This is a genomic window from Pseudomonas sp. GYB4201, assembly GCF_056312595.1.
This window is the reverse complement of record NZ_JBWGIG010000001.1, coordinates 154,977-172,472: the sequence shown is the minus strand read 5'-3', so window position 1 is coordinate 172,472 and position 17,496 is coordinate 154,977. Positions and strand designations below refer to the sequence as shown.

The window sequence follows — 17,496 nt, the reverse complement described above, 5'->3', positions numbered from 1 at the left end:
GTCATGGAAAATAACCAGCCGATAATCATCAAGCGCGTCAAGCGCTTCGCCGGCGGCCACCACGGCGGTGCCTGGAAGATCGCCTTCGCCGACTTCGCCACGGCGATGATGGCGTTCTTCCTGGTGCTGTGGTTGCTGTCCACCGCCACCCCGGAGCAGAAGCTGGCCATCGCCGGCTACTTCCAGGACCCGGTGGGCTTCTCCGAGAGTGGCTCGCCCTACATCATCGACATGGGCGGCACGCCTAAGCTGGCGCCGGACAAGACCCTGAACCCGGACATCGAGAGCTCGCCGCCGACGCCGCAGACGCCGGACAAGATCAACGAGAACGACGCCGAGGCCGCTGCCGAGAAGATCGACCAGGAACGCCTGAACCTGCTGTTGCAGGAGCTGCAGAACAAGGTCGACCAGAACCCGCAGCTGCAGAAGTTCAAGGACCAGATCCTCTTCGAGATCACCCAGGAAGGCCTGCGCATCCAGATCATGGACGCCGAGAACCGGCCCATGTTCGACACCGGCAGCGCACGCCTGAAGCCGTATTTCGAAGACATCCTGCTGGCCATGGCCGACACCATCAAGGCGGTGCCGAACAAGATCAGCGTCAGCGGCCACACCGACGCCCAGCCGTACGCCGGCCAGGGCGATTTCGGCAACTGGGAGCTGTCGGCCAACCGTGCCAACGCCGCGCGTCGCGCGCTGGAAGGTGGCGGTTACCCGGACGACCAAGTGGCGCGCGTGGTGGGTTATGCCTCTTCTTCGCTGTTTGACCGCAAGAACCCGCTGAACCCGGTCAACCGCCGTATCGACATCGTGGTGCTGACCAAGAAGGCCCAGCGCGAGATTGAAGGCGAGGCCAAGCCGGATGCGCCACCCGCAGCGCCTGGCGCAGATGGCAAGCCTGCCGCGCCGGCTGCCCCTGGTGCCGCTGGCAAGCCGGGTGCCGCCATCGACCCGAACGCGCCGGTGCAGCCCCACGAGCTACGCCAGAAGCTGAACCTGTTCGAAGACGGCACGCTGAAGATGGACGAGCCGGCCAAGTAAGCCACCGGCACTTCCCCCAACGCCCGCCCCGACCCTGTCGCGGCGGGCGTTGTGCGTTTCAGGCATGCAGGGTGATGGCGCCGACGATGGTGCGGGTGCTCCAGCCGCATTCGGCGTTGGCGGCGTTGCGCACCGTGGGCGAAATACGTTCCGGGCCGAATGGCTTGACGGCGATGATTGGCTTGCCTAGCCGTTGCGCTACCTCGATTTCCTTGTCGATCCACTTGCCGAAGGTGGGGTACACCCCGGCCATGATCACCAGCGCCGAACAGGGCCGCAGGTGCTCGACGATGGCCTGTTCGAAGGCCTGCGCATCCAGCTCGATCACCGGGTGCGGCGCCGGCACGCTGTGGCCCTGGAAGGTGAACGCAGGCTCCATCTGCAGCAGGTCCTGCAGGCGTTCATAGGCGTCCGAGTAGCGCCAGGATTGGCTGATGAACAGGTGATAGGTCGACATGGCAGTCCCTTTCCGTCGTGGTGAATGGCAGGGCTGACAATCGTTCAGATGTGTTTCATGGGGCAATAGATGGCAGGAAAAAGAGACCGTTCCTACATCACACGGTAAAAGTTCCTACAGAAATTTCCCACAGGTACAGCCTTCCCGTAGCAGCTGCCGCAGGCTGCGTCGCTTCTGCGAGCGACGCGGCCTGCGGCCGCTGCTACAGGGGAGGTGGGTTAGTAGGTGTCTTCGGGCAGGCTGGCAATGATCGAGCGGTAGCTGTTCATCCGCTGCTGCTGCACGCGGCCTTCTTCCAGCGCCTTGAGCAGTGCGCAGCCCGGCTCGCGGTCGTGCTTGCAGTCGCGGAAGCGGCAGCGGCCCAGCAGGTCGTCGAACTCGATGAAGCCCGCTTCCACGTCCGCGCGGCTCACGTGGCCCAGGCCGAATTCACGAATACCGGGGGAGTCGATCAGCTCGCCGCCGCCGGGGAAGTGGAACAACCGCGCGGTGGTGGTGGTGTGGGTGCCCTGGCCGGACAGCTCCGACAGCGGGCCCACGCGGGTCTGCACTTCCGGCAGCAGGCTGTTGACCAGCGACGACTTGCCGACGCCCGACTGGCCGACGAACACGCTGATGTGCCCGTCCAGCTGCGCCTGCAGCTGCTGCATGCCGTCGCCATGGTGCGCCGACACTTCCAGCAGCGGGTAGCCCAGCTGGCGGTACACGGCCAGCAGCGCGTTCAGCGCCGGGGCGTTCTGCTCGTCGATCAGGTCGGCCTTGTTCAGTAGCAGCAGCGGGCGAATGCCGGCGTGCTCGGCGGCCACCAGGTAGCGGTCGATAAGGTTGGCGTGCGGCTCGGGCATGGGCGCGAAGACGATCACGATCAGGTCGACGTTGGCCGCCACAGGCTTCAGCTGGCCACGGCTGTCGGGCCGGCACAGCTCGGTGGTGCGCGGCAGCTGCGCGACGATCACGCCGATGCCCTGGTTGCCGGCGCGCCACACTACGGTGTCGCCGGTAACCAGTGCCGGCAGGTTGGCCCGCAGGTGGCAGCGGAACACCTGGCCCGCCAGCTCGCCTTCCTGGGCTTCCACCTCGACCTGCACGCCGAAGTGGGCGATGACCAGGCCGGTCTGCTCAGGGCCCAGGTCGCCGCCTTCCAGCACCTCTAGGGTGTGGGACTCGCGTTTGGCGGCACGCGCGGCGCGCTCGCCCTGGATTTTTTCGATGCGCCAGTTCTGGCGACGGTTGAGCTGGCGTTTGGCCATGAGTGTTCCGTGCAGGGGGTAATTAAAACGGCGACGAGTTTAGCATGCCCGGCTGAGCTAAACTGCGCAGCCAAGCCGAGGAGTCTCCCCCATGCAAAACGCGAACAACCTGATCTGGATCGACCTGGAAATGACCGGCCTGGACCCGGACAGCGACGTCATCATCGAAATGGCGACCATCGTCACCGATAGTGACCTCAACACTCTGGCCGAAGGCCCGGTCATCGCCATTCACCACAGCGACGAAGTGCTGGCGCGCATGGACGAGTGGAACACCCGCACCCACGGCAACTCGGGCCTGACCCAGCGCGTGCGCGAAAGCAAGATCAGCATGGCCGAGGCCGAGGCCCAGACCATCGCCTTCCTGGAGCAGTGGGTACCCAAGGGCAAGTCGCCGATCTGCGGCAACAGCATCTGCCAGGACCGCCGCTTCCTGTACCGCCACATGCGCGGCCTGGAAACCTACTTCCACTACCGCAACCTGGACGTCTCCACCCTCAAGGAACTGGCCGCGCGCTGGGCGCCGGAGGTGAAGGACAGCTTCAAGAAAGGCAGCACCCACCTGGCCCTGGACGACATCCGCGAGTCCATCGCCGAGCTGCGGCACTACCGCCAGCATTTCATCAAGTTCTGACCCGCACACCGCGCCCGTCAATTACGCAAAAACCCCGTAGCAGCGGCCGCCAGGCCGCGTCCCGGGCGCCGCGGTCAGGCGCGTGCAGCGTGCTGCTTCAACGCCCACTCCACATGCTCGCGCACCAGCTCCGACGGGTAATCGCGCCGCGCCTCCAGCGCTTCCAGCACCGGAATGGTCGACGGCGCGTTGCCCAGCCCCACCGCCAGGTTGCGTAGCCAGCGCTCGTAGCCGGCGCGGCGCAGGGGCGAGCCCTCGGTGCTGCTGAGGAATTTCTCTTCATCCCACAGGAACAGCTCCGCCAGCCCGGCGTTGTCGAGGTTGTGCCGTGGCTTGAAGTCGCTCTCGCCGGTGGGCCGCGCGAAGCGGTTCCACGGGCAGACGATCTGGCAGTCGTCGCAGCCGAACACGCGGTTGCCGATCAGCGGCCGCAGGTCCTCGGGTATGGCGGTCTTCAGCTCGATGGTCAGGTACGAGATGCAGCGGCGGGCGTCCAGCACGTACGGCCCGACGAAGGCGTTGGTGGGGCAAATGTCCAGGCAGGCGCTGCAACGGCCGCAGTGCTCGGTGGCATGCGGTTCGTCCACCGGCAGCGGCAGGTCGACGAACAGTTCGCTGAGGAAGAAGTAGCTGCCGGCCTTGCGGTTGAGGATCAAGGTGTTCTTGCCCAGCCAGCCCAGGCCGGCCTGTTCGGCGATGGCTTTTTCCAGTACGGGGGCGCTGTCGACGAAGGCGCGGAAGCCGAACGGGCCGATGGCCTGCTGGATGCGGTCGGCCAGCTGTTGCACGCGCTTGCGGATCAGCTTGTGGTAGTCGCGGCCCAGGGCGTAGCGCGAGATGTAGGCCTTCTCGGGCTGGGCCAGCAGCTGCGCCATGGCCGTGTCGCCGGGCAGGTAGTCCATGCGCAGCGACACCACGCGCAAGGTGCCGGGCACCAGCTCGTCGGGGTGCGAGCGCTTGCTGCCGTGGGCGCCCATGTACTCCATGTCGCCGTGGTAGCCGGCGTCCAGCCAGCGTTGCAGGTGGTGTTCGTGCTCACCCAGGTCCAGGCCGGCGATGCCGACTTGCTGGAAGCCCAGTTCGCGGCCCCATTCCTTGATGGAGAGGGCCAGGGCGGGGAGATCGGCGGTAAGGGCGGACATGCGAAGAGGGAAACCGGTGCTGAGGTAGGTATAATTCTGCCAGACATCGCCAGCGAACGTTCAAACATGCCACTGCCAGACGACGATATGCCCGACTTGCTGTACAGCGCGGCCCAGGTGCGCGCGCTGGATGCCGCCCTGATCGCGGCCGGTACCGATGGTTTTGAATTGATGCAGCGCGCCGCCCACGGCGCCTGGCGCGCCTTGCGCCGGCGCTGGCCAGAGGCTGGCGAGATCACCGTGTTGACCGGCCACGGCAACAATGCCGGCGACGGTTTCCTCATGGCCGCCCTGGCGCGCCGCGCCGGCTGGGCGGTGACGGTGTTTGCGGTGGGCGACACCTCGGCGCTGAGTGGCGACGCCGCCAGCGCCCTGGCCGAGGCCAGGGCGGCCCAGGTGGACATCCTCCCGTGGCTGCCAGGCGTGGCCTTGCGGGGCGTGCTGGTGGACGCGCTGCTGGGCACCGGGCTCAAGGGCGCCGTGCGCGCGCCGTACGCCGAAGCCATCGAGGCGATCAACGGTAGCGGCCAGCCAGTGCTGGCGGTGGATATCCCCTCGGGGCTGTGCGCCGACACCGGCCAGGCGTTGGGCCAGGCGGTGCACGCCGACCTGACCGTGACCTTTATCGGCCTCAAGTTCGGCCTGTTCAGCGGCCAGGCCGCCGATCACGTCGGCCAGCTGCTGTTCGATAGCCTCCAGGCCGACACCGCCATCGTCGCCGCCAGCCCGGCCGTGGCCCGGCGCCTGAGCCCTGCGTCGCTGCCGCGGCCGGCACCGCGGCCCATGACCGCGCACAAGGGCCAGTACGGCCAGGTGCTGGTCATCGGCGGTGACCACGGCACCGGCGGCGCCACCCTGATGAGCGCCGAGGCCGCGCTGCGCAGCGGCGCCGGCATGGTCAGCCTGGCCACCCGCGCCGAACACGTGGCTGCGGCGCTGACCCGCCTGCCCGAGGTGATGACCCTGGGCGTGCGTTCGTCCAACCAGCTGCTGGACCCGCTGGAAAAAGCCGACGTACTGGTAGTCGGCCCCGGGTTGGGCCAGGCCAGTTGGGGCCGCAGCCTGCTGTCCATCGCCGCCACCGCCGCTAAAGCCCAGGTGTGGGATGCCGATGCATTGAATCAGCTGGCCCAGGGCCTGGTGCAATTGCCGGCAGGGTCGATCATCACGCCGCACCCTGGCGAGGCCGCGCGCCTGTTGGGTGTGACCACCGCCCAGGTACAGGCCGACCGTGCCCACGCGGCGTTGGCCCTGGCCAAAAAGTTTTCAACAATTTGTGTATTGAAGGGCGCCGGCAGCCTGGTCGCCGCCCCCGATGGCCGCCTGGCCCTGTGCGCCCACGGCCACCCGGCCATGGCCACGGCCGGCCTGGGCGACGTGCTGGCCGGTGTGCTGGGGGCGCTTCTGGCGCAGCACCTGGCCCCGTATGATGCCGCCTGCCTGGGCGTGTGGCTGCACGCCCGCGCCGGCGAGCAGCAAGGCGTAAATGGCCGCGGGCTGGCGGCCACCGATCTGATTCCAGCCATTCGTCAGTTGTTTGAGGAGTTGTCCCCGTGTCTGAAGTAGAGCTGTTTCTGGGCGATGAAAACGCCATGGTCGAGTTTGGCGGGCGCCTGGCGAAGATTACCCAGGCGGTGGGGGTCATTTTCCTCGAAGGCGACCTGGGCGCAGGCAAAACCACGCTCTCCAGGGGCCTGATCCGGGGCCTGGGGCACGAGGGCGCAGTGAAAAGCCCGACCTTCACGCTGGTGGAACCTTACGAGTTCCCGAGCTTTCGGGCCTATCATTTTGATCTGTATCGCCTTGTCGATCCCGAAGAACTGGAATTTCTTGGCATTCGGGATTACTTTGAAGGTGACGCTCTCTGTCTGATCGAGTGGCCTCAGCGTGGCGCGGGCTTTTTGCCAAAGCCTGACCTGACCATTACCATACGCCCCCACGCGGGCGGCCGTTCACTGACTCTGACGCCACAGGGCGCGCGTGGCGAGTCGTGGTGTGCCGTCCTGGCACAGGAAATCAAATAATTTTGGGTGGGTGTCTGTATGCGCATTCGCGCGCTGGTCGCGTTCGTGGGGTTGCTGTTGGCGACAGTTGTCGTCGACGCGTTTGCGGCTTCTCAGGTCAAGAGCGTTCGCCTGTGGCGAGCGCCGGATAACACGCGCCTGGTGTTCGACCTGTCGGGGCCGGTGGAACACAGCCTGTTCACCCTGCAGTCCCCGGACCGCCTGGTGATCGACATCAACGGCGCCACCCTGGCCGGCCCCTTGAACCTGCCCATCGCCAACACGCCGATCACCTCGGTGCGTTCGGCCCAGCGCACGCCCACCGACCTGCGCGTGGTCATCGACCTGAAGAAGGCTGTGACGCCGAAAAGCTTCTCTCTGGCGCCCAACCAGCAGTACGGCAACCGCCTGGTGGTCGACCTGTTCGACAACGCCGCCGACGCCGCGCCGCAGCCGCCGGAACCCACCGTGGCCACCACCCCGGCAGTGCCGGTGACGCCTGCGCAGCCGGCCATCAAGCTGGCGCCGGTGCCCAACGGCAAGCGTGACATCATCGTCGCCATCGACGCCGGCCACGGCGGCGAAGACCCGGGTGCCTCGGGCTCGCGCGGCCAGCACGAAAAAGACATCACCCTGCAGATCGCCCGCGAGCTGCAGCGCCAGATCAACGGCGAGAAAGGCTTCCGCGCCGAACTGACCCGCACCGGCGACTACTTCATCCCGCTGCGCCAGCGCACCGAGATCGCCCGCAAGAAGGGCGCCGACCTGTTCGTGTCCATTCACGCCGACGCCGCGCCATCCTCGGCGGCCGTGGGCGCCTCGGTGTTTGCCTTGTCCGAACGTGGCGCTACCTCCGAGACCGCGCGCTGGCTGGCCGACAGCGAAAACCGTTCCGACCTGATCGGTGGCGCCGGGGCCGTGAGCCTCGACGACAAGGACAAGATGCTCGCCGGCGTGTTGCTGGACCTGTCCATGACCGCCTCGCTCAGCTCCAGCCTCAACGTCGGCCAGAAGGTGCTGAGCAACATCGGCCGTGTGACGCCGCTGCACAAGGCGCGGGTCGAGCAGGCCGGCTTCATGGTGCTGAAGTCGCCGGATATTCCGTCGATCCTGGTGGAAACCGGGTTCATCTCCAACGCCGGCGAGGCGGCCAAGCTGCAAAGCTCCAGCCACCAGCAGGCCCTGGCACGTTCCATCACCAGCGGCGTGCGCCAGTTCTTCCAGCAGAACCCGCCACCGGGCACCTACATCGCCTGGCTGCGTGACAGCGGCAAGCTGGCCCAGGGCCCCACCGAGCACGTGGTGCGCCCCGGCGAAACCCTGCCGATGCTGGCCGTGCGCTACAACCAGTCGGTGGCTACCTTGCGCAGCGCCAACAACCTCACCACTGACGAGCTGAAGATAGGCCAGACCTTGAATATCCCGGCCACTGTACTGGCGGCCCAGCAATGACGTCGTCTGCACGCATCGAGCTGCTCAGCCCGCGGCTCGCCAACCAGATTGCCGCCGGTGAGGTGGTTGAGCGCCCGGCCTCGGTGATCAAGGAGCTGCTGGAAAACAGCCTGGACTCCGGTGCCCGGCGCATCGACGTGGAAGTCGAGCAGGGCGGCGTCAAGCTGCTGCGCGTGCGCGACGACGGCGGCGGCATCGCCTCCGACGACCTGCCGCTGGCGCTGGCGCGTCACGCCACCAGCAAGATCCGCGACCTGGAAGACCTGGAGCGGGTGATGAGCCTGGGCTTCCGTGGCGAGGCCCTGGCCTCGATCAGCTCGGTGGCGCGCCTGACGCTGACCTCGCGCACCCGCGACGCCGACCAGGCCTGGCAGGTGGAGACCGAAGGCCGCGACATGGCCCCGCGCGTGCAGCCGGCGGCGCACCCGGTGGGCACCTCGGTGGAGGTGCGCGACCTGTTCTTCAACACCCCGGCGCGGCGCAAGTTCCTCAAGACCGAAAAGACCGAATTCGACCACCTGCAGGAAGTGATCAAGCGCCTGGCGCTGGCGCGTTTCGACGTGGCCTTCCACCTGCGCCACAACGGCAAGACCATTCTCAGCCTGCACGAAGCCAACGACGAGATCGCCCGCGCGCGCCGCGTGGCGTCCATCTGCGGCCCGGGCTTCCTGGAGCAGGCGCTGCCCATCGAGATCGAGCGCAACGGCCTGCACCTGTGGGGCTGGGTGGGCCTGCCGACCTTCTCGCGCAGCCAGGCCGACCTGCAGTACTTCTTCGTCAATGGCCGTGCGGTGCGCGACAAGCTGGTGGCCCACGCGGTGCGCCAGGCCTACCGCGACGTGCTGTTCAACGGTCGCCACCCCACGTTCGTGCTGTTCTTCGAGGTCGACCCCACGGTGGTCGACGTCAATGTGCACCCTACCAAGCACGAAGTGCGCTTCCGTGACGGGCGCATGGTGCACGACTTCCTCTATGGCACCCTGCACCGTGCCCTGGCTGACGTGCGTCCCGAAGACCAGCTGCCCACGGCCGCTGCCGCCGAGCCCGTGGCCCGGCCCAGCGGCCTGGCCGCCGGTGAGTTCGGCCCTCAGGGCGAGATGCGCCTGGCGGCCAACCTGCTCGAACAACAGCAGCAGGAGCCCGCCAGCCGCGGCTACAGCAGCAGCTCGGGCGCCGGCTACCAGTACGTGCCGCGCCCGGCGCAGCCCATGCCCACGGCCGAGACCCAGGCCGCCTACCGCGAATTCTACGCCCCGCTGCCCCAGCAAGCCGGGGTTGCCGCGCCAAGCCTGCCCGAGGGGCAGGGCGATATCCCGCCGCTGGGCTACGCGCTGGCGCAGCTCAAGGGCATCTATATTCTTGCCGAGAACGCCCAGGGCCTGGTGCTGGTGGACATGCACGCCGCCCACGAGCGCATCATGTACGAGCGCCTGAAGGTGGCCATGGCCAGCGAAGGCCTCAGCGGCCAGCCGCTGCTGGTGCCCGAGTCCATCGCCGTCAGCCAGCGCGAGGCCGACTGCGCCGAGGAGCACGCGGGCTGGTTCCAGCGCCTGGGCTTCGAGCTGCAGCGCCTGGGTCCGGAAAGCCTGGCTATCCGCCAGATCCCGGCGCTGCTCAAGCAGGCCGAGGCCAACCGCCTGGTGCACGATGTGCTGGCCGACCTGATGGAATACGGCACCAGTGACCGTATCCAGGCGCACCTGAACGAACTGCTGGGCACCATGGCCTGCCACGGCGCCATCCGCGCCAACCGGCGCCTGGCCATCCCGGAAATGAACGGCCTGCTGCGCGACATGGAAAACACCGAGCGCAGCGGCCAATGCAACCATGGCCGACCGACCTGGACCCAGATGGGCCTGGATGATCTGGACAAACTATTCCTGCGTGGCCGTTGATTGCGATGAGTGCGTTACCCCCTGCGATATTCCTGATGGGCCCCACGGCCGCCGGCAAGACTGACCTGGCCATTGAACTGAGCAAGGTGCTGCCCTGCGAGCTGATCAGCGTCGACTCGGCGCTGGTCTACCGCGGCATGGACATCGGCACCGCCAAGCCTTCCAAGGCGCTGCTGGCCGCCCACCCGCACCGCCTGATCGACATTCTCGACCCGGCCCAGGCCTATTCCGCCGCCGAATTCCGCGCCGACGCCCTGCAGGCGATGGCCGAGATCACCGCGCGCGGAAACATCCCGTTGCTGGTTGGCGGCACGATGTTGTATTTCAAGGCGTTACTGGATGGCCTGGCCGACATGCCGGCCGCCGACGCCGCCGTGCGCGAGGAGCTCGAAGCCATGGCCCAGGCCGGCGGGCTGCAGGCCTTGCACGATGAACTGGCCCGCGTGGACCCGGTATCGGCGGCGCGCATCCACCCCAACGACCCCCAGCGCCTGATCCGTGCACTGGAGGTTTACCGGGTAAGCGGTTCCAGCATGACCGAGCACCGCGCGCGTCAATCTGCGCAAAGTACCGACGCAGGCGCTCCGGGCGGCGGTCAATTGCCCTATACTGTTGCCAGCCTGGCGATCGCGCCAACCGATCGCAAGGTGCTGCACGACCGTATTGCCCTGCGTTTTCGGCAAATGCTGGAACAGGGCTTCGTCGACGAGGTCAGAGCCCTGCGTGCCAGAAGTGACTTGCACGCGGGCCTGCCGTCTATACGTGCGGTGGGGTATCGCCAGGTCTGGGATCATCTGGATGGCAAGCTGAGCTCGGTGGAAATGCAGGAGCGGGGCATCATCGCTACACGCCAACTGGCCAAGCGACAGTTCACCTGGCTTAGAAGCTTCGGTGATCTTCACTGGCTGGACAGTCTGGCTTGTGACAATCTGCCACGCACCTTGAAATACCTTGGAACGGTCTCCATATTGAGCTGAGTCCTTGTAATTGCCGTCTATCCTTGGGGTGAGACGGCCTAAGCCATCATTTTTTCTGATTTTTCTTACTATTGATCCTTAAAGGAGTGCGGCACATGTCAAAAGGGCATTCGCTACAAGACCCTTACTTGAATACATTGCGTAAAGAGAAGGTCGGTGTTTCGATCTATCTCGTTAACGGTATCAAGTTGCAAGGTACGATCGAATCGTTCGACCAGTTCGTGATTCTGCTGAAGAACACCGTCAGCCAGATGGTCTACAAGCACGCTGTCTCCACCGTCGTTCCCGTACGCCCGATCCGTCTGCCTAGCGCAACCGAATCCGAGCATGGCGACGTCGAACCAGGTAACGCCTGATAGGAGTCTGCTTTGTTCTTTGAGCGCCACGGTGGTGGTGAACGGGCAATTCTCGTTCACTTGGATGGTCAGGACCCTGAGGCGCGCGAAGATCCGCAGGAGTTTCAGGAGCTGGCCACGTCGGCCGGCGCCGAAACTGTCGCGTTCGTCAACGTGGCGCGGCATCAGCCCACGGCCAAATACCTGATTGGCAGCGGCAAGGTCGAGGAATTGCGCGACCGGGTCAAAGCCGAACAGGTAGATCTGGTGATTTTCAATCACACCCTCACACCTTCCCAGGAACGTAACCTCGAGCGTGCTTTCGAGTGTCGCGTGCTGGACCGTACCGGTCTGATCCTGGATATCTTCGCCCAGCGGGCGCGCACCCATGAAGGCAAGCTGCAGGTGGAACTCGCCCAGCTCGAGCACATGAGTACGCGACTGGTTCGCGGCTGGACCCACCTTGAGCGCCAGAAAGGCGGTATCGGCCTGCGTGGCCCGGGTGAGACCCAGCTGGAAACCGACCGCCGCCTGCTGCGGGTACGCCTGCGCCAGATCAAGGGGCGGCTGGAGAAGGTGCGCAGCCAGCGCGAGCAGGCCCGTCGTGGCCGGCGCCGTGCCGACATCCCTTCGATTTCACTGGTGGGCTACACCAACGCCGGCAAATCGACCCTGTTCAACGCCGTGACCTCGTCCGAGGTGTACGCCGCCGACCAACTGTTCGCCACCCTCGACCCGACCCTGCGTCGCCTCGAGCTGGACGACCTGGGGCCGGTGATCCTCGCCGACACCGTGGGTTTCATTCGCCACCTGCCGCACAAGCTTGTCGAGGCTTTCCGGGCTACGCTCGAAGAGTCGAGCAACTCCGACCTGCTGCTGCACGTGATCGACGCCCATGAGCCGGAGCGCATGGCGCAGATCGAACAGGTCATGGCGGTGCTCACCGAGATCGGTGCCCAAGGGTTGCCGATCCTGGAGGTGTATAACAAACTCGACCTGCTTGAGGGGGTAGAGCCGCAGATCCAGCGCGATGCCGACGGCAAGCCGCAGCGGGTCTGGGTTTCGGCGCGTGACGGGCGTGGCCTGGACCTGGTGAAACAGGCCGTGGCGGAGCTGCTGGGTGACGACCTGTTCGTCGCCACCCTGCGCCTGCCGCAACGCATGGGGCGCCTGCGAGCGCAGTTCTTCGAGATGGGTGTGGTGCAGAGCGAGACGCATGACGAGGAGGGCGCCAGCCTGCTGGCGGTGCGCGTGCCTCGTGTCGAACTCAACCGTCTGGTCAGCCGGGCAGGGATGGAACCGCTGGAATTCATCGAGCAACACACTTTGCAATAAAAGCCCTGCAATGCGGCGATGCCGCGAGCTCGGGCATTCTGTAGCATTGGTTGGCGCGCCGTGGGTGCGTCTTTGCTTTATCAGATGGAGAGCGCTATGGCTTGGAATGAGCCGGGTGGCAACTCGAACAATCAGGATCCTTGGGGTGGTAAGCGCCGTGGGGGCGACCGCAAGGGGCCACCGGATCTCGACGAAGCCTTCCGAAAGCTGCAGGAAAGCCTGAACGGTTTGTTCGGTGGTGGAAAAAAACGCACGGGTGATGGCGGCGGTTCGTCCAGGGGCGGTGGCTTCGGCCTGCTCGGGATCGGGCTGGTCGTGCTGGCGGCTATCTGGCTGTACAGCGCCATCTACGTGGTGGACGAGCAGGAGCAGGCCGTGGTGCTGCGCTTCGGCAAGTACTACGAGACCGTCGGTTCGGGCCTGAATATCTACTTCCCGCCCATCGACAAGAAGTACCTGGAAAACGTGACGCGCGAGCGTACGTACACCAAGCAGGGCCAGATGCTCACCGAGGACGAGAACATCGTCGAGGTGCCGCTGACCGTGCAATACCGCATCAGCAACCTGCAGGACTTCGTGCTTAACGTCGACCAGCCGGAAGTCAGCCTGCAGCACGCCACCGACAGCGCCCTGCGCCACGTGGTGGGGTCCACCACCATGGACCAGGTGCTGACCGAGGGCCGCGAGCTGATGGCCAGCGAGATCAAGAAGCGCCTGCAGGGCTTCATGGACACGTACAAGACCGGTATCACCATTACCCAGGTCAACGTGCAGAGCGCGGCCGCCCCGCGTGAAGTCCAGGAAGCCTTCGACGACGTGATCCGTGCCCGTGAAGACGAGCAGCGTTCGCGCAACCAGGCCGAGACCTACGCCAACGGCGTGGTGCCCGAGGCCCGTGGCCAGGCGCAGCGCATCATCGAGGACGCCAACGGCTACCGCGATGAAGTGGTGTCGCGCGCCAAGGGTGAGGCCGACCGCTTCACCAAGCTGGTGACCGAGTACCGCAAGGCACCGGAAGTCACCCGCCAGCGCCTGTACCTGGAAACCATGCAGGACGTCTACAGCAACACCAGCAAGGTGCTGGTGAGCAGCGAGAAAGGGGGTAACAACCTGATCTACCTGCCGCTGGACAAGATGGTCAATGCCAGCCATGGCCCAGCGCCAGTGGCGTCGGGCAGCGTGACGCCGTCGGTGACCGACGCGGCGGGCGCCCGTGCAGCGGCCGATCTGCAACAGCAACAACGTGAACTGCGTTCCAGGGAGAGTCGCTGATGGGCAATAAATCACTGATCGCCCTGATCGTTGGCGTGGTACTGGCCATCGTGGCGTGGAACAGCTTCTACATCGTGTCCCAGACCGAGCGCGCCGTGCTGCTGCGCTTCGGCCGCGTGGTACAGGCCGATGTAGCCCCCGGCCTGCACGTGAAAGTGCCGTACGTGAACCAGGTGCGCAAGTTCGACGCGCGCCTGATGACCCTCGACGCCCCGACCCAGCGGTTCCTGACCCTGGAGAAGAAAGCGGTGATGGTCGACGCGTACGCCAAGTGGCGCGTGAAGGACGCCGAGCGTTTCTACACCGCTACCTCGGGTATCAAGCAGATCGCCGACGACCGCCTGTCCCGCCGCCTGGAATCGGGCCTGCGTGACCAATTCGGCAAGCGCACCCTGCACGAAGTGGTGTCGGGCCAGCGTGACGAGTTGATGGCGGGCATCACCGAGTCGCTGAACAAGATGGCCAACGACGAGTTGGGCATCGAGGTCATCGACGTGCGGGTGAAGGCCATCGACCTGCCGAAGGAAGTCAACAAGAGCGTCTTCGACCGCATGAGCACCGAGCGCGAGCGTGAAGCCCGCGAGCACCGCGCCAAGGGTAACGAGCTGGCCGAAGGCATCCGTGCCGACGCCGATCGTCAACGCCGCGTGTTGCTGGCCGAGGCCTATCGCGAGTCCGAGGAAGCCCGCGGTGACGGCGACGCCCAGGCGGCCGCCATCTACGCCAAGGCCTACGGCCAGGACCAGGAGTTCTACTCCTTCTACCGTAGCCTGCAGGCGTACCGTCAAAGCTTCTCCAACAAGAGCGACGTGCTGGTGCTGGACCCAAGCAGCGATTTCTTCCGCTACATGGAAAAGTACAAGCCGTGATGAAGGCACCCGCCGGGCGGTCAAATCGCCCGGCGGGGTGACCAAATCTGAAAACGTGTTATGATGCGGCAGCCGGGAAATTCCCGGCTTTTTTGCGTCTGCAAGATCGATTGGCCCTTCGTGCCAGTCTTTTGCATAGTGTTTCAGACTGTTTCCAAAGTAATCGAGGGCAATGGCTCAAGCAGGCAGGGCGGCATGAAAACCGCCGCACGTTGCCTCGCCGTTGCCTGCTTCACTCAAGGCTCGCAAGAACGCGTGCCGCCCGGATCATAGGGGAAAGGCGTAATGGCAACGGTAGACCGCTGGCTGCTGCCAGATGGCATCGAAGAAGTACTGCCGCCGGAAGCGGCGCGCATCGAAGTAGCGCGTCGCCAGGTGTTGGATCTGTTCCAGAGCTGGGGCTACGAGTTCGTCGTCACCCCGCATATCGAGTACCTGGAGTCGCTGCTCACCGGCGCCGGCCAGGACCTGGATCTGCGCACCTTCAAGGTCGTCGACCCGCAATCCGGGCGCCAGATGGGCTTCCGTGCCGACATCACCCCGCAGGTGGCGCGCATCGACGCCCACACCCTGCGCCGTGAAGGCCCGAGCCGCCTGTGCTACGCCGGCAGCGTGCTGCACGCCCAGCCGCGTGCCCTGTCGTCCTCGCGCAGCCCCATCCAGCTGGGTGCCGAGCTGTACGGCGACGCCAGCCCGAGCAGCGATGTCGAAGTCATCAGCCTGATGCTGGCTATGCTTCAACTGGCAGACGTGCCGGATGTGCACATGGACCTGGGCCACGTGGGTATCTACCGTGGCCTGGCGCGCGCCGCCGGCCTGTCGGGCAGCGTCGAGCAACAACTGTTCGATGCCCTGCAGCGCAAGGCCATCGACGAAGTCATTGCCTTGACCGAAGGCCTGCCGGCCGACCTGGCGAGCATGCTGCGCGCCCTGGTGGAGCTGTGCGGTGGTTCGGAAGTGTTCGCCGAGGCGCGCGTGCGCCTGGCCAACGCCCCGGCCCCGGTGATCGCGGCCCTGGACGACCTGCAAGCCATCGCCGAGCGCCTGGCTGCGCGTTTCCCCGAGCTGCCCCTGTATTTCGACCTGGGCGAGCTGCGCGGCTACCACTACCACACCGGTGTGGTGTTCGCGGTATTCGTCCCGGGTGTCGGCCAGTCGATCGCCCAGGGCGGTCGCTATGACGATATCGGCGCCGACTTCGGTCGTGCGCGCCCGGCAACGGGCTTCTCCACCGACCTCAAGACCCTGGTTACCCTGGGTCGCGCCGAAGTGGAACTGCCTAGCGGTGGCATCTGGATGCCAGACAGCACCGATGCGGCACTCTGGCAGCAGGTCTGCCAGCTGCGTCGTGAAGGCCAGCGTGTGGTCCAGGCGTTGCCTGGGCAGGCGTTGAGCGCGGCCGTCGAGGCCGATTGCGACCGCCAATTGATTCAGCAGAACGGGCTGTGGCAGGTACTGCCGCTGGCTTCTTGAGTTTTCCTGCCGGCCAACGCCGGCACCAAGTTTGCGCGAATGAGGACAAGTGTCATGGGTAAGAATGTCGTAGTCCTGGGCACCCAGTGGGGTGATGAGGGCAAAGGCAAGATCGTTGATCTGCTGACCGAACATGCAGCCGCCGTAGTGCGCTACCAAGGTGGCCACAACGCTGGCCACACCCTGGTGATCGACGGTGAGAAAACCGTCCTGCACCTGATTCCGTCGGGCGTGCTGCGCGAAGGCGTGCAGTGCCTGATCGGCAACGGCGTGGTGGTAGCACCCGACGCCCTGCTGCGTGAGATCGTCAAGCTGGAAGAGAAGGGCGTACCGGTGCGCGAGCGCCTGCGCATCAGCCCATCCTGCCCGCTGATCCTGTCCTACCACGTGGCCCTGGACCAGGCCCGCGAGAAAGCCCGTGGCGAGCTGAAGATCGGCACCACCGGCCGCGGCATCGGCCCAGCGTACGAAGACAAGGTGGCACGCCGTGGCCTGCGCATCGGTGACCTGTTCCACCGCGAGCGTTTCGCCGCCAAGCTGGGCGAGCTGCTGGACTACCACAACTTCGTCCTGGTGAATTACTACAAAGAGCCGGCCATCGACTTCCAGAAGACCCTGGACGAGTGCATGGAATACGCCGAGCTGCTGAAGCCGATGATGCTCGACGTCACCGCCGAACTGCACGAGCTGCGTCGCGCTGGCAAGGACATCATGTTCGAAGGCGCCCAGGGCTCGCTGCTGGACATCGACCACGGTACCTACCCGTACGTCACCAGCTCCAACACCACGGCTGGCGGCATCGCCACCGGTTCGGGCGTGGGTCCGATGTACCTGGACTACATCCTGGGCATCACCAAGGCCTACACCACTCGCGTCGGTTCGGGCCCGTTCCCTACCGAGCTGTTCGATGACGTCGGTGCCTTCCTGGCCAAGCGTGGCCACGAGTTCGGTGCCACCACCGGCCGTGCCCGTCGTTGCGGCTGGTTCGACGCCGTCATCCTGCGTCGCGCCATCGACGTCAACAGCATCTCGGGCATCTGCCTGACCAAGCTGGACGTGCTGGACGGCCTGGAAACCATCAACATCTGCGTGGGCTACAAGAACGCCGACGGCGCCGTCATCGACGCACCGACCGACGCTGACAGCTACATCGGCCTGGAGCCGGTGTACGAGCAGATGCCAGGCTGGAGCGAGTCGACCCTGGGCGCCAAGTCCCTGGACGAACTGCCAGCCGCTGCCCGTGCGTACATCAAGCGCATCGAAGAGCTGGTCGGCGCGCCGATCGACATCGTTTCCACCGGCCCGGACCGCAACGAGACCATCGTGCTGCGTCACCCGTTCGCCTAAGAAACGCTGAGTTG

Annotated in this window: 16 protein-coding genes; 13 read left to right on the top strand and 3 right to left on the bottom strand. The window is 65.6% G+C overall.

Annotated features, from left to right (window positions below):
- Window positions 1-3: 3 nt before the first annotated feature.
- Window positions 4-1,041 carry a flagellar motor protein MotB gene (motB, locus tag AC0Z2B_RS00825; protein ID WP_476294770.1) on the top strand — a complete coding sequence of 346 codons (1,038 nt, stop codon included), beginning with the start codon at window positions 4-6 and terminating at the stop codon, window positions 1,039-1,041.
- A 58-nt stretch (window positions 1,042-1,099) separates the two neighbouring features.
- On the opposite strand, the gene AC0Z2B_RS00820 is transcribed toward motB, so the two are convergent.
- Window positions 1,100-1,498 carry a TIR domain-containing protein gene (locus AC0Z2B_RS00820; protein WP_473005196.1) on the bottom strand — a complete coding sequence of 133 codons (399 nt, stop codon included), beginning with the start codon at window positions 1,496-1,498 and terminating at the stop codon, window positions 1,100-1,102.
- 218 nt (window positions 1,499-1,716) lie between these two features.
- The gene (gene rsgA / locus AC0Z2B_RS00815; protein WP_416422147.1) at window positions 1,717-2,748 is read right to left on the bottom strand and encodes a small ribosomal subunit biogenesis GTPase RsgA; all 1,032 of its coding nucleotides are present in this window, start codon (window positions 2,746-2,748) and stop codon (window positions 1,717-1,719) included.
- A 91-nt stretch (window positions 2,749-2,839) separates the two neighbouring features.
- Here rsgA and orn point away from each other — a divergent pair, with 91 nt between their 5' ends.
- Window positions 2,840-3,382, top strand: a complete 543-nt coding sequence (gene orn, locus AC0Z2B_RS00810) for an oligoribonuclease (protein WP_476294769.1) — start codon at window positions 2,840-2,842, stop codon at window positions 3,380-3,382.
- A 74-nt stretch (window positions 3,383-3,456) separates the two neighbouring features.
- On the opposite strand, the gene queG is transcribed toward orn, so the two are convergent.
- Window positions 3,457-4,524, bottom strand: coding sequence for a tRNA epoxyqueuosine(34) reductase QueG (gene queG, locus AC0Z2B_RS00805; RefSeq protein ID WP_476294768.1), 1,068 nt, complete (start codon window positions 4,522-4,524; stop codon window positions 3,457-3,459).
- 66 nt (window positions 4,525-4,590) lie between these two features.
- On the opposite strand from queG, the gene AC0Z2B_RS00800 reads away from it, so the two are divergent.
- The 11 genes from AC0Z2B_RS00800 (at window position 4,591) to AC0Z2B_RS00750 (ending at window position 17,482) form a co-directional block, all read left to right on the top strand.
- On the top strand, window positions 4,591-6,090 hold the full coding sequence (locus AC0Z2B_RS00800; RefSeq protein ID WP_476294767.1) for an NAD(P)H-hydrate dehydratase: 1,500 nt from the start codon (window positions 4,591-4,593) through the stop codon (window positions 6,088-6,090).
- Window positions 6,078-6,548 carry a tRNA (adenosine(37)-N6)-threonylcarbamoyltransferase complex ATPase subunit type 1 TsaE gene (gene tsaE, locus AC0Z2B_RS00795; RefSeq protein WP_416422153.1) on the top strand — a complete coding sequence of 157 codons (471 nt, stop codon included), beginning with the start codon at window positions 6,078-6,080 and terminating at the stop codon, window positions 6,546-6,548. The genes AC0Z2B_RS00800 and tsaE overlap by 13 nt, the downstream gene beginning before the upstream one ends.
- A gap of 6 nt (window positions 6,549-6,554) precedes the next feature.
- Window positions 6,555-7,979 (top strand): N-acetylmuramoyl-L-alanine amidase, encoded by a 1,425-nt coding sequence (locus AC0Z2B_RS00790; RefSeq protein WP_416422154.1) that lies wholly within the window; start codon window positions 6,555-6,557, stop codon window positions 7,977-7,979.
- Window positions 7,976-9,874, top strand: a complete 1,899-nt coding sequence (gene mutL, locus AC0Z2B_RS00785; protein WP_416422155.1) for a DNA mismatch repair endonuclease MutL — start codon at window positions 7,976-7,978, stop codon at window positions 9,872-9,874. The genes AC0Z2B_RS00790 and mutL overlap by 4 nt, the downstream gene beginning before the upstream one ends.
- Window positions 9,875-9,879: 5 nt before the next feature.
- Entirely contained in the window at window positions 9,880-10,851 is a 972-nt protein-coding gene (miaA, locus tag AC0Z2B_RS00780) for a tRNA (adenosine(37)-N6)-dimethylallyltransferase MiaA (RefSeq protein ID WP_473005201.1), read from the top strand.
- Window positions 10,852-10,946: 95 nt separating this feature from the next.
- Window positions 10,947-11,207, top strand: a complete 261-nt coding sequence (hfq, locus tag AC0Z2B_RS00775) for an RNA chaperone Hfq (RefSeq protein ID WP_008368554.1) — start codon at window positions 10,947-10,949, stop codon at window positions 11,205-11,207.
- A gap of 12 nt (window positions 11,208-11,219) precedes the next feature.
- Window positions 11,220-12,521: a ribosome rescue GTPase HflX gene (gene hflX, locus AC0Z2B_RS00770; RefSeq protein ID WP_476294766.1), complete on the top strand. Its 1,302-nt coding sequence runs from the start codon at window positions 11,220-11,222 to the stop codon at window positions 12,519-12,521.
- Between the two features lie 96 nt (window positions 12,522-12,617).
- Window positions 12,618-13,793, top strand: coding sequence for an FtsH protease activity modulator HflK (hflK, locus tag AC0Z2B_RS00765; protein ID WP_416422158.1), 1,176 nt, complete (start codon window positions 12,618-12,620; stop codon window positions 13,791-13,793).
- Window positions 13,793-14,662 (top strand): protease modulator HflC, encoded by an 870-nt coding sequence (gene hflC, locus AC0Z2B_RS00760; protein ID WP_416422159.1) that lies wholly within the window; start codon window positions 13,793-13,795, stop codon window positions 14,660-14,662. Before hflK ends, hflC begins: the two co-directional genes overlap by 1 nt.
- Window positions 14,663-14,947: 285 nt before the next feature.
- Entirely contained in the window at window positions 14,948-16,135 is a 1,188-nt protein-coding gene (locus AC0Z2B_RS00755; protein WP_476294765.1) for an ATP phosphoribosyltransferase regulatory subunit, read from the top strand.
- A gap of 54 nt (window positions 16,136-16,189) precedes the next feature.
- A complete protein-coding gene (locus AC0Z2B_RS00750) occupies window positions 16,190-17,482 on the top strand; it encodes an adenylosuccinate synthase (RefSeq protein WP_027979707.1) in 1,293 nt (430 codons plus the stop codon).
- The last annotated feature ends 14 nt before the right edge of the window (window positions 17,483-17,496 follow it).

Bases quoted from the DNA above. Each gene is read 5' to 3' on its own strand.
- rsgA (WP_416422147.1), bottom strand. From the start codon at position 2,748: ATGGCCAAACGCCAGCTCAACCGTCGCCAGAACTGGCGCATCGAAAAA.
- orn (WP_476294769.1), top strand. From the start codon at position 2,840: ATGCAAAACGCGAACAACCTGATCTGGATCGACCTGGAAATGACCGGC.
- hflC (WP_416422159.1), top strand. From the start codon at position 13,793: ATGGGCAATAAATCACTGATCGCCCTGATCGTTGGCGTGGTACTGGCC.
- motB (WP_476294770.1), top strand. From the start codon at position 4: ATGGAAAATAACCAGCCGATAATCATCAAGCGCGTCAAGCGCTTCGCC.
- AC0Z2B_RS00800 (WP_476294767.1), top strand. From the start codon at position 4,591: ATGCCACTGCCAGACGACGATATGCCCGACTTGCTGTACAGCGCGGCC.
- AC0Z2B_RS00750 (WP_027979707.1), top strand. From the start codon at position 16,190: ATGGGTAAGAATGTCGTAGTCCTGGGCACCCAGTGGGGTGATGAGGGC.
- hfq (WP_008368554.1), top strand. From the start codon at position 10,947: ATGTCAAAAGGGCATTCGCTACAAGACCCTTACTTGAATACATTGCGT.
- AC0Z2B_RS00820 (WP_473005196.1), bottom strand. From the start codon at position 1,498: ATGTCGACCTATCACCTGTTCATCAGCCAATCCTGGCGCTACTCGGAC.
- hflK (WP_416422158.1), top strand. From the start codon at position 12,618: ATGGCTTGGAATGAGCCGGGTGGCAACTCGAACAATCAGGATCCTTGG.
- miaA (WP_473005201.1), top strand. From the start codon at position 9,880: ATGAGTGCGTTACCCCCTGCGATATTCCTGATGGGCCCCACGGCCGCC.
- AC0Z2B_RS00755 (WP_476294765.1), top strand. From the start codon at position 14,948: ATGGCAACGGTAGACCGCTGGCTGCTGCCAGATGGCATCGAAGAAGTA.
- mutL (WP_416422155.1), top strand. From the start codon at position 7,976: ATGACGTCGTCTGCACGCATCGAGCTGCTCAGCCCGCGGCTCGCCAAC.
- queG (WP_476294768.1), bottom strand. From the start codon at position 4,524: ATGTCCGCCCTTACCGCCGATCTCCCCGCCCTGGCCCTCTCCATCAAG.